The organism is Duganella sp. CY15W (assembly GCF_009857555.1).
Classification (GTDB): domain Bacteria; phylum Pseudomonadota; class Gammaproteobacteria; order Burkholderiales; family Burkholderiaceae_D; genus Rugamonas; species Rugamonas sacchari.
Map to the genome: position 1 here is coordinate 260,171 of NZ_WWCQ01000007.1, position 14,658 is coordinate 274,828.

Consider the following 14,658-nt stretch of genomic DNA (forward strand, 5'->3'; position numbering starts at 1 on the left):
AATGACCCCACTGGTACACATCCGGCAGCACCTCAATGAGACCAGTAACCTGCCTCTCTATCAGCGCCTGCAGCGCGCCTTGCGTTCCGCAATCGAGCAGCATCTGCTCAAGCCGGAAGACGCTTTACCGGCCGAACGCCAGCTGGCCGCTGACCTTGAAATCTCCCGCATCACGGTGCGCAAGGCCATCGATGGACTGGTCAGCGAGGGCGTGCTGATACGCCGTCCCGGCTCCGGTAATTTCATTAACACGCGCATTGAAAAAAACTTCGCCAAGCTGACTTCCTTTTCGGAGGACATGCGGGCACGTGGGCGGACGCCGCGCAGCGTGTGGCTCAAACGCTCCGAGGGCACGGTCACGCCGGACGAAGCGATGCGCCTGCGGCTGAGTCCCGGCTCCAAGGTGTACCGCTTCAACCGCATGCGCTATGCGGACGATGTGCCGATGTGCCTTGAATATGCCACCATTGTGGCCTCCTGCCTGCCGTCGCTGGATGCGGTGGATGTCTCCATGTACGACGCGCTGGAGAAGTCGGGCAACCGCCCGGTGCGCGCCTTGCAGCGCTTGTCGGCGCTGCTGCTGAACGCGGAGCAGGCCATGCTGCTGCAGGCGAAAGAGGGCGACGCGGGGTTGGCCGTTGAGCGGCTGGGCTTTTTGCGCGACGGGCGTGCGGTGGAATTTTGCCGCTCCTACTTCCGTGGCGATATGTATGACTTTGTGGCGGAATTGAATGCGACGTAAATTGATCTTCGCGGCCTTGATGGCCGCACTGCCGGCGATGGCGGCGGAAGTGGTGGGCTACTATCCGGGCTGGAAGCACGAGAGCTTCCCTGTCACCGCAGCCAATGTCGATGCCGGCAAGCTGACCATGGCGCTGTATGCGTTTGTGGACCTGTGCTGGGACGGCAAGCATGGCAATCCTGAGCCTTCGGTGAACTACGTGGCTGCGTGCCAGGAGCCGCTGAATGGCGCGCTGGCCTGGCGTGACGAGGCGGCCGATGGCGCCAATCTGCGCAAGCTGGTGGCGCTCAAGAAGGGCCATCCCAAATTCAAGGTGGTGATTTCCGTTGGCGGGTGGGACTGGTCCAACCGTTTCTCGAATGTCGCTGCGTCGGCGGAGGCGCGCGCCAATTTTATCGCGTCGTCGGTGAAGACCATGCGCCGTTATGGGCTGGATGGTATTGACCTTGACTGGGAATATCCGGGCGAAGCTGGCGTGCCTTGCGTGGCGGGCGAGATCTGTGCGCGTCCTGAGGACCGGCAGAATTTCATTGTGCTGGTGCGCGAGTTGCGCGCGGCGTTTGATGCGGCTGGCAAGCAGGATCGCAAGCATTACAGCATCACCATCGCTGCGGGCGCGAACGGTAATTACGTTGGCGATGGTGTGTGGGTTAAGGAGCTGGCGGCGCATCTGGACTGGATCAACCTTATGGCCTATGACTATCACATGCCATGGGAGAAAAGCACCGGTCATCATTCGGCGCTGTTTGCCGATGCGAAGGACCCGGTGACAGCCAACCAGTTCTATGCTTCCGGTTCGGTACAGCGCTACCTGCGCGCTGGTGTGGCGGCGGATAAGCTGGTGCTGGGCGTGCCGTTCTATGGTTATGGATGGAAGGGCTGTGCGGCAGGGCCGGAGGGAGATGGGCAGTATCAGCTATGCCAGGGCGGCGTCACGGACGGCATCAATGGCGGCAACTCATATGGCTACCATCAGCTGCTGAAGAAGGGGAGGGATTACCAGCGCTACTGGAATGCGTCCGCCAAAGCGCCGTATATGTATAGCGCGGCGGAGCAGGTGTGGATTACGTATGAAGATCCGGTGTCGCTCAAAGAGAAGACCCGCTACATCAGGCAGCAAGGCCTGCGTGGCGCGATGTTCTGGGAGCTGAGCGCGGATGGCGAGGACCATCCGCTATTGCGTGCGCTGTCAGATGGCATGCGCCGCTGAACCCCGCAGGGCCATGCGGGGTCTGACCCCGTACGGGGTCAGACCCCAGCAGCGGCGCACCGGTTGGGGGTGGACGCATACAAAAAGCCGGCTTTCACGCCGGCTTTTCGATTACTTGGCTTCTGCTGCGGCGATCTTCGGACCGGTCGCATACATGATCCAGTAGCGCGCCAGGTCGCCACGGCCATCGTTGCCGGTAACGGTCTTCAGCACGGTAACCGCTTCATCCTTCTTGCCAGCCATGACCAGCGCATAGCCCAGGCGCAGCTTGGCGTCGTCAGGATTCTTGGCTACGCCTTTGGCGATACCTTGTTTCATCAGATCGACACCTTTGTCGAACTGGCCCAGGGTCACATAGTTGTAGCCCAGGTTGACCAGGCCAACGCCGTCTTTCGACTTCTGCGCTGCAGGGATGCCGCTGTCGATGTTTTTCGCATCGTCAGCTGCGCCCTTGTTGGCGCTGTCGCGGATTTTTTGCAGGGCGGCTTTGTCCTTGCCGGCCGGGATGCCGTTAGGGTAGCCCTTGTCCATGGCGATCTTCGCTTCGGTGAAGAAGCCGCCCAGTACCGACAACTCGGCCTGTTCTGCGTAGTCTTCAGGTTCCATCTTCGACGGCACCACGACTGCCTTGATACGGGCGATGTCCAGGTCGAAGCGGTTGGAATAGCCTTTCTTGCCGCGGGTGCGGTTCAGCAGGTCGTTCCAGTAGTCTTCGGTCGGGTAGTAGCGCGCCAGTTCTTCAACGGCTTGCAGATACAGTTCGGTGTCCTTGGTCTTGATACCGACGTTACCCAGCAGGTTCAGTTCATCTTTCGGCGGCACGGTGCCGGTAGCTTTGGCGGCTTCGATATCCTTCAGCACTTCAGTCTTGGTCGAAGCGAAGTCGTTCTTCAGGAAGTAGGAGCGGATGATGAACTGGCGTTCCTTCACTTTGTCGCCCGACTCGGTGCCATAGCGTTCGAACCACTGGATCGCTTTGTCGTAGTCTTTGATGTTGCTGTAGTAGATGGTGCCGATGGCGTCGATGAAGCGCAGCTTTTCTTCCGGTTTCATGCGGCCGGATTCGATCATCGCTTCCAGACCCTTGATGGTCAGCTCGTAGTTGTTCGATGCCTGGCCCAGTTGAACGCTCATCTGGCTCAGGATGAAGCTTTCGTATGGCGTCAGGTTAGGCAGTGCTGCTGCCTGATCCAGGCGGCTCTTGAATTCGGTGTAGTTCTTGGCGTCCAGCAGCGGCTTGGTCTGTGCCGGGTCGATCAGTTTGTACATTTCCGGGCGCACGGTATCTTTAGGCGCTTCCGGTGCTTTCTTTTCTTCCGCTGCCTGGACCGGGGCCATGCCCAGGATAGCAGGTGCGGCGTTCAGGCCAATGGCGGCCAGGAGCAGGCTGATACGAGCAAGACGAATATGGGACATGGTTATCCTTCAATCAAACATATAGGGATGTAAACCCGCGTATTGTTACACAAAACCGCGCAAAACTCCGAATTCAGCTGTGCTGCGGTGCACGAGACAGGGCGCGGCCTTCGGCGTTAAAAAGCAGGCAACGCGATGGCGGCAGATACACGCGGGCATGGCTGCCAGCGTGTAGCGGCGCCGCTTCTGCCGCCTGCTTTACCGCGATCATTTCAGGCAGGCCGGCCAGCGTGGTGTACACGATGGACAGGTCGCCCAGGTACTCAACGTGGCCGACGCCCACCTGGATGACATTGTCCTCTTGCTGCGCTGCGGCGATGGACAGGTGTTCGGCACGGATGCCCAGCGTGATTTTGTCGCCGGCGCGCGGACCTGGGGCCGCATCCACATGGACCACGGCGCCGCCAGGCAGCTGCACGGCCACGCGGTGGTCGCCGCTGGCGATGATCTCGCCGGGGATGAAATTCATTTTGGGCGTGCCGAGGAAGCCGGCGACAAACAGGTTGGCCGGCGCGTTGTACAGCTCATGCGGCGTGCCTACCTGTTCGATATGGCCGCCGTTGAAGACGACGATGCGCTGGCCCAGCGTCATGGCTTCCACCTGATCGTGCGTCACATAGATCATGGTGGTTTTCAGTTCGCTGTGCAGGCGGCTGAGTTCCACGCGCATCTGCACGCGCAGGCTGGCGTCCAGGTTGGACAGCGGTTCGTCGAACAAAAACACTTCCGGCTTGCGCACGATGGCGCGGCCGATGGCGACGCGCTGGCGCTGGCCGCCCGACAGCTCTTTGGGCTTGCGCTTGAGCAGCGGGGCGATTTGCAGAATGCCCGCTGCGCGTTCGACAGCCGTCTGCACTTCGGCCGGTTTGTGGCCAGCCAGCTTGAGCGCGAAGGCCATGTTCTCGTACACCGTCATGTGCGGGTACAGCGCGTAGGACTGGAACACCATGGCCAGCTTGCGCTGGGCCGGGGCGATGTCGTTGGCCAGTGTGCCGCCGATATGCAGCGTGCCGTCACTGATGGATTCCAGTCCGGCGATCATGCGCAGCAGCGTGGACTTGCCGCAGCCGGAGGGGCCGACAAAGACCATGAATTCGCCGTCGGCGATATCCAGGTCTATGCCATGAATGACCGGCGTTTTATCGTAATGCTTGACGATGTTGCTGAGGCTAACGCTGGCCATGCGCTTATACCACCTGTTCTGCTGGCGCGGCGGCCTTTGGCGTTTCTTCTGCCGGTTGCGGACGCGCAGTCATCGGAATCAGCTGCGACAGGATGGCAACCGGAATCGCCGACAGCATGACCCAGATGAAGAAGTGCTGGTAGCCCAGCGCGATCTGGATGTCGCCGCTAAATAATTTGAACAGCACAAAGCCCAGCTGCATGATGCCGGTGGCGAAGGCGTAGTGTGCGGTCTGGTATTTGCCCGGCGCGACCACCTGCATCATGTACAGGATCAGGCCAACGAAGCCAAAGCCGTAGCCGAACATCTCGACACTCAGGCCGGCACCAATGATGGTCAGGTCGGTCGGCTGGAAATAGGACAGCAGGTAGAACACCACGTTGGGCAGGTTGACGGCGAGGATCAGCCACAGGATGGCGCGCTTGAGGCTCAGCCACGAAGTGAAGTAGCCGCCAGCGATGGAGCCCACCACGAATGCCACCGTGCCAACCGTGCCGTACACTGCTCCGACTTCAGAAGTGGTCAGGCCCAGGCCACCGAGTTCGCGCGCTTCGCGCAGGAACAGCGGACCAATCGATTGCACCTGCGCTTCGCCAGCACGGAACAGGATGATGAAAATGATCGAGACCCAGATGCCTGGCTTCTTGAAGAATTCGATAATCACTTCCCACAGCGTGCGCGCGATGGCGCTGGCATTGGTATCTGTGCTGACAGTGTTCTTGGCCAGCGGCAGCGACCAGGTGTTGTACACGCCCAGCGCGATCATCAGCGCGCCCAGGATGCAGAAGCTGATACTCCATGCCGGTACCACGCCCATGGTCTTCTCCAGGTGGCCGGCCAGCAGCAGCAGGGCGCCCGTGGTGAAGAACTTGGCGGCGTTGAAGAAGGTACCGGTCCAGCCGGCGTACTTGGCCTGGCCTTTTTCATCGAGGCTGGTGATGTACAGGCCATCGCACGCGATGTCGTGGGTGGCGGACGAGATGGCGACCAGGCCAAGCATGGCCATGCTGGCGGCAAACCAGAACGGCGTTTGCAGTGCCAGCGCGACGCCACCGAGGCAGAGGCCGCCCAAGATTTGGAAGAACAGCACCACCAGCTTTTTGCTGCTGGCCAGTTCCAGGAAGGGACTCCACAGTGGCTTGAACACCCAGGCGAAACCGATCAAGGCGGTCCAGTGATTCAGCTCGTCGTTGGGCACACCCATGCTCTTCAACATCTGGTTGGCCACAATGGCCACGGCGAAGAAGGGCAGGCCTTGCGCCAGGTACAGGCTGGGTACCCAGAGCTTCGGGTTGCGTATTTGTTCTTTCATGTGGAGTCTCCCGTGTGTTTTTTATGCGAAGCCAGGTACCGGTGCGTTGCCGGTGGCTTGTAGTTCGCCGGACAGCCAGGCGTTGATGGCGTCCAGTGCCGGTTGGGCGAAGCCGTAGGTCATGAGCGCTGGCGCCTGGATGTCCAGCGCCTGATACGGATTCCACAGCGCCAGGTGCAGGTCCGGGCGCCAGGTGCCGCGTGCATGTTCGCCGTAGCGCAGGCGCGAGGTCGATGCCAGCATGGTGAAGCGGCCATCTTGCGACAACGCGCTCCAGTCGAAGGTGTCGGCATCGGCAAAGGTCACCAGTTCCACGTCATACAGCTTGCGCAGCGATTCGGCCACTACGGCGGCTGGCACGCCAGCTTCCGATACGCCATCGCTGACTACATCCTGGCGCGCGATCAGGCGCACCTTGGCGCCAGCGGCCGGGCGCTGTGGCGCGCCGTATGCGGTCAGGCTGCGGCGCCAGCCTTCGGCCATGACGGCACGGTCGGCGGCATCTTCCTTGTACGAGCGCGGCTTGCATGGGTAGGCGCGCGCCAGCGAGGACAGTCGGTCCAGGCGGACCTGCACTTCCTGCTGCGTCAGTGCACCCGACTCCAGGGCCGCAGCGATGGCGTTCAGCGTTTCTTCCTGCGTTTCGGTGGTGCCCAGTGCCATTACCATGTCGGCGCCGGCGGTCAGTGCGCGCACGGCTGCATTGCCGACGCCATAGCGGCCGGCGATGGCGTGCATGTCCATGCCGTCGGTGATGATGATGCCTTTGTATTCCCACTCTTCGCGCAGCAGGTCGTTGAGGATGCGGCGCGACATGGTCGCTGGATTTTCAGGATCCAGCGTCGGGTAGACAATGTGTGCGGTCATCATCGCTGGCGCGGCGCCGGACGCGATGCGGAATGGCGCCAGTTCCAGGCGGTTCAGTTCTTCGACTGGCTTGTCGACGGTTGGCAGGTCGCGGTGCGAATCGACGCTGGTGTCGCCGTGGCCGGGGAAGTGCTTGACGCAGCAGGCCACGCCTTCTGCATGGCTGCCTGCCATCCACGCCATCGCCAGTTCGGCTGCGCGTGCTGGTTCGGCGCCGAAGGAGCGTTCGGCGATGACCGGGTTGTGCGGGTTGTTGTTCAGGTCCAGCACGGGCGCGAAGTTCCAGTTGAAGCCCAGTGCCTTGACGGCGCGTGCGACGGCGGCGCCGGTGCGGTAGGCCAGGTCGTTGTCGTCGGCTGCACCCAGGCCCATGGCGGCTGGCGGTGCTGGCACCCAGGTGGAACGAACCACGGCGCCGCCCTCCTGGTCAATCGCGATCAGCGAATCGGGACCCATGACGGCGCGCAGGTCGGCGGTCAGCTTGGCCAGCTGTTCGGAGTCGCTCATGTTCCCGCGGAACAGGCAGACAGCGCGGATGCTGTTCGCTTTCAGGAATTCCGCAGTGGCCGCATCCAGCACGGTGCCGGGGAAGCGGATCATGATAAGTTGGCCGGCGATTTTTCTCAGTTCGTTTTGTGTTGTCATTTCACTGCTCCGTCCATGCCGCGCATGAAGAATCGTTGAGTAAATAAGAAGGCTGCCAGGGTAGGCAGGATGGTCAGCACTGTCCCGGCGGCGATCACGCGCGTGCTGCTGCCGAAGGTGCCGCGCAAATACAGCACGCCTACCGACAGCGGGAATTCGTCTGGCTTGCTCATGACGATGGATGGCCAGATGTATTCGTTCCAGGCTTCCACTGCGGTCAGGATGCCGACTGTGGCCAGCCACGGGGCGATCAGTGGCAGCATGATTTTGCTGAAGATGGTCCACTCGGATGCACCGTCCACGCGGGCGGCGTCGATCAGGTCTTGCGGGACTTCCTCGAACGCCTGTTTGAGCAGCAGGATGGCGACGGCGTTGACGACGTTGGGCAGGATCACACCCGAGTAGGTATCGACCAGGCTCAGTTTCGTCACCGTGATGAAGTTGACCAGGAAGTTGACTTCCGACGGCAGCACCAGCGTGGCCAGGATCAGGCCGAACACCAGCTTGCGGCCCTTGAACTGCATGCGCGCCAGCGGATAAGCGGCGGCGGAGCACAGCACCAGTTTCCAGAACACGGTGCAGGCGGCGATGAACACCGAGTTGCGGAAGAAGGACCACATCGGCAGCGTCCTGAAAACTTCGATGAAGTTGTCCAGCGATGGCTGTTTCGGCCAGAAGGTTGGCGGGTAGGCGAAGATATTGCCTTCGGTGGACAGTGCTGTCACCAGCGTCCACCAGAACGGGAACACGCAGATGATGGCGATGACGCACAACAGCAGGTAGTGGGTGATCGTCTTCATCAGCGGTGTTTCGGTTTGATGTAGCGCAGGCAGAGCAGGGCGATGCCAACGCAGAAGATGGAGACGATGAAGCTGGCGGCCAGTGCGCGCGGCAGTTTCAGGTGTTTGAGGCCCTGGTCGTAAGCGTAGTACAAGCCGGTGAAGGTGGAATTCATTGGTCCGCCCTGGGTCAGCACGTCGACTTCCTGGTAGGCCTTCAGCGCGGCCAGTACGGACAGGATGGAGCAGACCATGATGGTGGGGCGCAGCATCGGCACGGTGATTTTCCAGAACCGCTGCCAGCGGTTGGCGCCGTCGAGGATGGCGGCTTCCTGCATGTCGGCGGGGACGGCTTGCAGCGCGGCGAGGTACATCACCATGTACCAGCCCAGACCACGCCACAGCGTGACGAACATGATGGCGAACAGGGCGAGCGTGTCGTTGGACAGCCAGCCCACCGGCGCGTTGACCAGTTGTAGCGTTTGCAGCACGTAGTTCAGCGTGCCCTGTTCGTGGAACATGAAGCCCCACATGATGCCGACCACGGACACCGTCGTCACGACGGGCACATAGAACGCGGCGCGGAAGTAGCGGATGCCGGGCAGCTTGTTGTTCACCAGGACCGCCAGGCTCAGTGCACCGATTTGCACAAAGGGCACCATCAGCAGGAACAGCAGGGAGTTCTTCAAGCCGGTGGTGAACATCTCGTTATCGAAGATGTAGCGGAAGTTGTCCAGGCCAACCCAGTGCGTTTCGCGTATCAGGCTGTAGTCGGTGAACGCGAGCAGGGAGCCGAAAGCCACGGGCCAGAATGAGAAGACCGCCAACAGGATCAGTGCGGGGGCGAGAAACAGCCATGCGGTGAGGTTCACGCGGCGCGCGTTGCGGCGGGCTGCCGTTGCTGGCCCCTTTATGTACGCCGCGCCACCCGCCAGGGCCAGCGCTTCGCCGCCGCGAGGTGCTGTGCCGAATGGCGAGTGGTTGGCGTTGGGTGGCGTCGCAGGGGCGAGCTTGGCGTGGTCTGCACTCATCTCAATGGCTCCGCTGCGAGGCGAGTTTTTTGTTCCAGATCGCGACTGCTTGATCCAGTGCCTGTTTGATGTCCTGCTTGCCGGTGACGCCGGCCTCCACTGCCTTCACCAGATAGCGGCGCAGTTCATCGTAGTCGGTGATGCCGGCCACGTACAGGGTGTGCGAATGCGGCATCGACACGGCGCCTGCCGATACGGCTTTCTCCGCCGCGCCAGCGCCAGGCGGCACGGTAGTGAAGAATGGATCATTGGCCGCCTGCGCCATCGCCGGATACACGCTGGCCTGTTTGGCGAAGGCCAGCTGGTTGGCGTCATTGGTCAGGTAGCGCGCGAATTTGCCGACGGCTGGCAGCAGCCTGGCGTCCACATTTTTTGGTACGGCGAAGTGAATCAGCCAGCCGCCATCGGCAATGCCGGTAGGGCCGAGCGGCGCCGGCGCGACATCGGTGATGGCGTAGATATCCTTGGCATCGCTCTCGATGCGTTTGACGGCGGTGGGTGGCGCCAGCAGCATGCCCAGACGGCCGCCTTTGTAGGCATCGATCGCGGCGGGGAAGTTATCTTCTGCGAACAGCGAGTCTTTAAGCAGGCCGCCGGCCTTGTAGGTATCGGCCAGCTTGCGGATCAAGGCGATATGCGCGGGCGAGTTGAAGACCGCTTTGCCATCCTTGATGACGGCCAGGCCTTGCTGCATCATCAGGCCATCGATCTTGGACAGGGCAGGACACAGGCCTGCCTTGCCGGTACGTGCGGCGATCTGGCGCGCGAACAGCAGCTGCTCATCGAGATCGCGCGGTGCGTGCGGGATCGCGGCAGCTTTGAAAATCTGGGTGTTGTAGGCGATGACGGCGACGTTGCTGTACATCGGAAAGCCGTAGGTCTTGCCGCCGAAGGTCAGGTCTTCCAGCGTGCTGGCGAGGTAGCGTGGACGGGCATCGGCGAGCAGCGAATCGACTGGTGTGAGCAGGCCGTCGCGGGCGAATTCATCAGCCCAGGGCACGTTGAGGTTGACCAGCGCGGGCGGCGTGCCAGCGACAATGCGCGTCACCAGCTTGGTCTGGATGATATCCCACGGGAAGTCCACCCATTCGACTTTGACGCCGGGATTGGCGGACTCGTAGTTCCGGACCAGCGTTTCATAGTAGGGCGTGAACTTGGGCTTCATGCTGAAGGTCCAGAACTCGATCTTGTCGGCGGCAAGCGCCGAACCGAGACTTAGCATGAGCGCCGTCACTCCCGCACAGGCGGGGATCCATGCTGAGCGGACGCGCTGCTTCAGTATGGATCCCCGCGTGCGCGGGGATGACGAGTGCGCGGACATGCTTAGTTGGTTTTGGTGACTTTGCTCAGGTGACGCGGCTGGTCCGGGTCCAGGCCACGTGCTGCCGACAGTTCCGCCGCCATCTTGTAGAAGGCCTGCACTGCCACGATCGGGTCCAGATCCGGCGTGGCCGCAACCGGCAACGTCAGGTCACGGTCGGCAACATCGGCTGGTGCTGCCAGCAGCACGCGCGCCCCGCGGCCGCGCATCTCGGTCGCCAGTTGCAGCAGGCTTGCCTGCGTTGGACCACGGGTGGCGAAGATCACCAGCGGGTAGCCTTCTTCGATCAGCGCCATCGGGCCGTGCTTGATCTCCGCGCCACTGAACGCTTCTGCTTGCAGTGCCGAGGTTTCCTTGAATTTGAGCGAGGCTTCCAGTGCGACAGGGAAGCTGATGCCGCGGCCGACCACCATGATGTTGCGGGCAGGCGTCAGTACTTCTACCGCCTTGGACCAGTCTTCGGTAGTGGCGGCGCGCAGCGATTCCGGCAGTGCTTCCAGGCCGGCCAGCAGCTCTGGATCGTTCTGCCATGCGGCGACCAGGCGCGCACCGGCGACCAGGCTGGTGATGAAGCTCTTGGTCGCAGCCACACTCTGTTCTTTGCCGGCGCGCAGCGGTATCGCCCACTCGGCGGCCTGCGCCAGCGGCGAATCGATATCGTTGACCAGCGCGATGGTGGTGGCGCCGCCGTCGCGGAAGTATTTGATCGGCTCAACCACGTCCGGGCTCTGGCCGGATTGCGAGATCGAGATGGCCAGTGTGTCACGCGTGATCAGCGGCGATTTGTTCAGCGTCACCAGCGACATCGGCAGCGACGCCACCACACGGCCCAGGCGGGCCATGATGAGGTAGGCCACGTAGGCGCAGGCGTGATCCGAGCTGCCACGGGCGATGGTCAGGGCGGTCGAGAAGGAAGTGCTCCTCAATTTGCGACCCAGCTCCGCGTAACGCTCACCGTCGTTGGCCAGTTGCTGGGCTACGCAATCAGCTGCGGACAGGGCTTCTTTCAACATCATTGAGGTCACAACAATTCTCCTTCGATATAGACGGCTTTGAGGTTCAGGTCACGGTCGAGCACTACAAAGTCGGCGAACGCGCCGGGAGCCAGGCGGCCCCGCTCTTGCAGGCCGAGATAATCGGCCGCATAGGTTGAGACCCGTGCCGAGGCATCCGCCAGATCGAGGCCGAGTCCGACCAGGTTACGCAATGCCTGGTCCATAGTGAGGGTGCTGCCGGCCAGCGTGCCATCGGGCAGACGCACGCCGCCCATGCATTTCATGACTTTATGGCGGCCCAGCATATATTCGCCGTCCGGCATGCCGGTAGCGGAAGTTGAATCGGTGACGCAGTAGAGGTTGGGGATGCAGCGCAGCGCGGTGCGGATCGCGCCCGGATGCACGTGCAGCAGATCGGGAATCAGCTCTGCATATTTTGCGTGCGCCAGCGCGGCGCCCACCATGCCTGGCTCGCGGTGATGCAGGCCGGGCATGGCGTTGAACAGGTGGGTGAAGCTGTGGGCGCCGCTTTCCATCGCCGCGACGCCTTCTTCGTAAGTGCCCAGCGTGTGGCCGATCTGCACGCGCATGCCGGCGTCGGAGAGTTCCTTGACCAGTTCGAGGTGGCCGGCGATTTCCGGCGCCACGGTGATCACGCGCAGCGGCGCCAGTGCTTCCAGCTTCTCGACGTCGGCCAGTTTGGCGGAGCGGGCAAACGGCGGTTGCGCGCCCAGTTTGCCGGAGTTGATGAACGGGCCTTCCAGGTGTGCACCCAGGACGCGCGCTTCGCCTTTGCCGCGTTTGGTGGCGGCGACGCCGATGCCTCTGAGCGCGAGGTCGATGTCTTCCGGCGGCGCGGTCATGGTGGTGGCCAGCATGCTGGTGGTGCCGTGTTTGGCGTGGACGGCGGCGATGGTGTGGACCGCGTCGCCGCCTTCCATCACATCCTTGCCGCCGCCGCCGTGGACGTGCAAATCGATAAAGCCAGGCAGGATATAGACTTCTTCGTTGAGCGCGGGGTCGACGCTGCCGCCGCTGATGGCGGCAATGCGTTCGTTGAAAGTAATTTCACCGTGGACCCAGCCGGCCGGTGTCAGGATATTGCCTTTGATTGCATCGCTCATCTGCGCGACTCCGCTACGAATTCATAATAATCACTACGGCAATACGAGTGGGTCAGCTCCACCGCAGAACCATTGTCGAGATAACTGACGCGGGTGATGTGCAGCATCGCCGCACCCGCGGGAATATTGGCCAGGCGCGCCTGCTCAGCGCTGGCGTTGACGGCACGGATATGCTGCAGCGCGCGCATCGGGATGGTGCCGTTGGCTTCCAGATAGCCATACAGCGAATCGTTGACGCTGTGCGGATTGGGCATGTACTGCGCCGGAATGGTGGTGGTTTCAATCGCCATCACCACATCGTCGGCGGTGCGCAGGCGCTTCAGGCGCGCTACCGGCATGTTGGGCGAGAGGCCCAGCGACAGCAGCTCCACCGGCGAAGCGATGCCGATGTCGCGTTGCAGCCAGCGCGAGCCGGCCGTGAAGCCGCGCTCACGCAGCTCTTCGGAAAAGCTGGTCAGGCGCGACAAGGGCTGTTCCAGTTTCGGCGTGATGTAGGTGCCGGAGCCGCGCTTGCGGGTCAGCATGCCGCGTTCGCACAGCATGTCGATCGCCTTGCGCGCGGTGACACGCGAGATGTTGAGCATGTCCGACAGCACGCGCTCGGACGGCAAAGCCTCGTTGGCACGCCAGTCGCCGCCGGCAATTCCGTCCGACAGCTTGTTCGCCAGCTGCATGTACAACGGGGTATCGCTCTCGGCGTCTGGCTTGAAATCGCTCAACTGGGCTAGCACAGGCTTACTCCTTTAAACGCGTTTGAATCAAACGCAGGGCGCCCGCTGCGGAGTCGCCATGCGGATTGACGATGCGCTTCAACATCGACACCGGCAGGTAAGGGCGCAGCGGCGCGGCCAGACCGCCGCACAGGGCGATCGGCAGCGTGCCGGTGGTATCGAGCGCGTTGGCCATGAGCTGCACCTGACGGCCCGCCTCCAGCAGGATGGCACGCGCCGTATCATCGCTCTCGCCGTGCTGCAGGATGATGCGCGCCAGCTGCGCGTAATTGGTTTGCGTGGCTTGCGCCAGCCAGGTCTGGATCGCGTTGCGTTCACCGCCGCAGGCATTGGCCACATCGGTGGCGAACGCATTGGCTGGCAGGCGGCCGTCCAGCACCTGCTGCACGTGGTTGATGGCGCGCAGGCCCATCCAGGCGCCGCCCGCTTCATCGCCGGCCGGGAAACCCCAGCCGCCCACTTCGACGTGACGGCCATCGGGCAGCTTGATCTCGCCGACGCTGCCGGTGCCGAGTGCAATGATGGCACCCGGCTTGCCCTGATGGGCGCCCAGCACGGTGGTATGGCCATCGCTTTCCAGCGCGACCTTTGCGTAGCCCGGATTGGCGGCGACGAACTCCACAGCCCACTGACGGTTATGGACGCCGGCCAGGCCGAGGCCAATGGCGATACGGGATTGATCGGGAACATCCAGGCCGGCGGCGCGGAAGGCCGTGATGACGGCATCGTTGACTGCGCTCCAGGCCTTGGCGATGCCGTGCATCAGACCCGACGGGCCGGCTGCGCCTTCTGCGATTTCCGTGCCATCAGCGCGGGCCAGACGCACCCGGGTGCCGCTGCCGCCGCCGTCAACGCCGATTAAAAATTCGATCATGTTGGTGAGAGTAAGCCAGGGCCGGGATGGCCCGCGATGAAGGGCACTATAGGGTTGGCAAACCAGCTTGTCAACAGGTATTTAACTGGTATTAAGAAATAATGAAGTGGACTTGCGTTGTCGTCTTGGAATCGTTTTTTAAGTGTTTGTTTTTAATCGATAAAAACGAATTTAACGGGCTTGCCGGAAGTGTGGCTTTTGCATGCCACTTTGGTCTGGTTCTGGTCGTGAAAAAGCAAAACGGGGTCAGGTCCGTCATTTCTACACGAGCTCTACCGTCGTCGCGTGACGACGGTAGAGCTCGTGTAGAAATGACGGACCTCGTATATTGAGCATACCGCCTCTTCCCCTGATAATAGGGAAGTAGCTGCGGCCAGGCAGAGTGATGCTGAACAGACCTAGTGCCGATGAGCACGTGGGTCAGATAA

At 62.0% G+C, this 14,658-nt stretch carries 13 protein-coding genes; 2 read left to right on the plus strand and 11 right to left on the minus strand.

Translation table 11 applies throughout. The features are described from left to right. The first annotated feature begins 1 nt into the window (after position 1). Together GTP58_RS28070 and GTP58_RS28075 are read left to right on the plus strand one after the other, a co-directional pair. Positions 2 to 742: a GntR family transcriptional regulator gene (locus tag GTP58_RS28070; protein ID WP_072787259.1), complete on the plus strand. Its 741-nt coding sequence runs from the start codon at positions 2 to 4 to the stop codon at positions 740 to 742. Then, complete coding sequence (locus GTP58_RS28075; protein WP_161080255.1) at positions 732 to 1,952, plus strand: glycoside hydrolase family 18 protein; 1,221 nt, start codon at positions 732 to 734, stop codon at positions 1,950 to 1,952. Before GTP58_RS28070 ends, GTP58_RS28075 begins: the two co-directional genes overlap by 11 nt. Positions 1,953 to 2,063: 111 nt before the next feature. On the opposite strand, the gene GTP58_RS28080 is transcribed toward GTP58_RS28075, so the two are convergent. The 11 genes from GTP58_RS28080 to GTP58_RS28130 form a co-directional block, all read right to left on the minus strand. Next, positions 2,064 to 3,368 carry a tetratricopeptide repeat protein gene (locus GTP58_RS28080; RefSeq protein ID WP_161080256.1) on the minus strand — a complete coding sequence of 435 codons (1,305 nt, stop codon included), beginning with the start codon at positions 3,366 to 3,368 and terminating at the stop codon, positions 2,064 to 2,066. A 73-nt stretch (positions 3,369 to 3,441) separates the two neighbouring features. Next, a complete protein-coding gene (locus tag GTP58_RS28085; protein ID WP_161080257.1) occupies positions 3,442 to 4,551 on the minus strand; it encodes an ABC transporter ATP-binding protein in 1,110 nt (369 codons plus the stop codon). A 4-nt stretch (positions 4,552 to 4,555) separates the two neighbouring features. After that, positions 4,556 to 5,863 carry an MFS transporter gene (locus GTP58_RS28090; protein WP_161080258.1) on the minus strand — a complete coding sequence of 436 codons (1,308 nt, stop codon included), beginning with the start codon at positions 5,861 to 5,863 and terminating at the stop codon, positions 4,556 to 4,558. Between the two features lie 21 nt (positions 5,864 to 5,884). Beyond that, on the minus strand, positions 5,885 to 7,375 hold the full coding sequence (gene nagZ, locus GTP58_RS28095) for a beta-N-acetylhexosaminidase (RefSeq protein WP_161080259.1): 1,491 nt from the start codon (positions 7,373 to 7,375) through the stop codon (positions 5,885 to 5,887). Further along, positions 7,372 to 8,175: a carbohydrate ABC transporter permease gene (locus GTP58_RS28100; protein WP_161080260.1), complete on the minus strand. Its 804-nt coding sequence runs from the start codon at positions 8,173 to 8,175 to the stop codon at positions 7,372 to 7,374. The genes nagZ and GTP58_RS28100 overlap by 4 nt, the downstream gene beginning before the upstream one ends. After that, positions 8,175 to 9,185, minus strand: coding sequence for a carbohydrate ABC transporter permease (locus GTP58_RS28105; protein ID WP_229215778.1), 1,011 nt, complete (start codon positions 9,183 to 9,185; stop codon positions 8,175 to 8,177). The genes GTP58_RS28100 and GTP58_RS28105 overlap by 1 nt, the downstream gene beginning before the upstream one ends. A 1-nt stretch (position 9,186) precedes the next feature. Next, positions 9,187 to 10,407 (minus strand): ABC transporter substrate-binding protein, encoded by a 1,221-nt coding sequence (locus GTP58_RS28110; RefSeq protein ID WP_161080261.1) that lies wholly within the window; start codon positions 10,405 to 10,407, stop codon positions 9,187 to 9,189. Between the two features lie 101 nt (positions 10,408 to 10,508). Further along, positions 10,509 to 11,522 (minus strand): SIS domain-containing protein, encoded by a 1,014-nt coding sequence (locus tag GTP58_RS28115; RefSeq protein ID WP_161080280.1) that lies wholly within the window; start codon positions 11,520 to 11,522, stop codon positions 10,509 to 10,511. A 5-nt stretch (positions 11,523 to 11,527) separates the two neighbouring features. Continuing rightward, positions 11,528 to 12,625 carry an N-acetylglucosamine-6-phosphate deacetylase gene (gene nagA, locus GTP58_RS28120; protein WP_161080262.1) on the minus strand — a complete coding sequence of 366 codons (1,098 nt, stop codon included), beginning with the start codon at positions 12,623 to 12,625 and terminating at the stop codon, positions 11,528 to 11,530. Further along, positions 12,622 to 13,356 carry a GntR family transcriptional regulator gene (locus tag GTP58_RS28125; protein WP_084560262.1) on the minus strand — a complete coding sequence of 245 codons (735 nt, stop codon included), beginning with the start codon at positions 13,354 to 13,356 and terminating at the stop codon, positions 12,622 to 12,624. Before GTP58_RS28125 ends, nagA begins: the two co-directional genes overlap by 4 nt. Positions 13,357 to 13,360: 4 nt before the next feature. After that, positions 13,361 to 14,230 (minus strand): BadF/BadG/BcrA/BcrD ATPase family protein, encoded by an 870-nt coding sequence (locus GTP58_RS28130; RefSeq protein ID WP_161080263.1) that lies wholly within the window; start codon positions 14,228 to 14,230, stop codon positions 13,361 to 13,363. Positions 14,231 to 14,658 lie beyond the last annotated feature (428 nt).

Coding starts and splice junctions, on each gene's coding strand:
- GTP58_RS28110 (WP_161080261.1), bottom strand. CDS start 10,407: ATGCTAAGTCTCGGTTCGGCGCTTGCCGCCGACAAGATCGAGTTCTGG.
- GTP58_RS28105 (WP_229215778.1), bottom strand. CDS start 9,185: ATGAGTGCAGACCACGCCAAGCTCGCCCCTGCGACGCCACCCAACGCC.
- GTP58_RS28130 (WP_161080263.1), bottom strand. CDS start 14,230: ATGATCGAATTTTTAATCGGCGTTGACGGCGGCGGCAGCGGCACCCGG.
- nagA (WP_161080262.1), bottom strand. CDS start 12,625: ATGAGCGATGCAATCAAAGGCAATATCCTGACACCGGCCGGCTGGGTC.
- GTP58_RS28070 (WP_072787259.1), top strand. CDS start 2: ATGACCCCACTGGTACACATCCGGCAGCACCTCAATGAGACCAGTAAC.
- GTP58_RS28080 (WP_161080256.1), bottom strand. CDS start 3,368: ATGTCCCATATTCGTCTTGCTCGTATCAGCCTGCTCCTGGCCGCCATT.
- GTP58_RS28090 (WP_161080258.1), bottom strand. CDS start 5,863: ATGAAAGAACAAATACGCAACCCGAAGCTCTGGGTACCCAGCCTGTAC.
- nagZ (WP_161080259.1), bottom strand. CDS start 7,375: ATGACAACACAAAACGAACTGAGAAAAATCGCCGGCCAACTTATCATG.
- GTP58_RS28100 (WP_161080260.1), bottom strand. CDS start 8,175: ATGAAGACGATCACCCACTACCTGCTGTTGTGCGTCATCGCCATCATC.
- GTP58_RS28075 (WP_161080255.1), top strand. CDS start 732: ATGCGACGTAAATTGATCTTCGCGGCCTTGATGGCCGCACTGCCGGCG.
- GTP58_RS28115 (WP_161080280.1), bottom strand. CDS start 11,522: ATGATGTTGAAAGAAGCCCTGTCCGCAGCTGATTGCGTAGCCCAGCAA.
- GTP58_RS28085 (WP_161080257.1), bottom strand. CDS start 4,551: ATGGCCAGCGTTAGCCTCAGCAACATCGTCAAGCATTACGATAAAACG.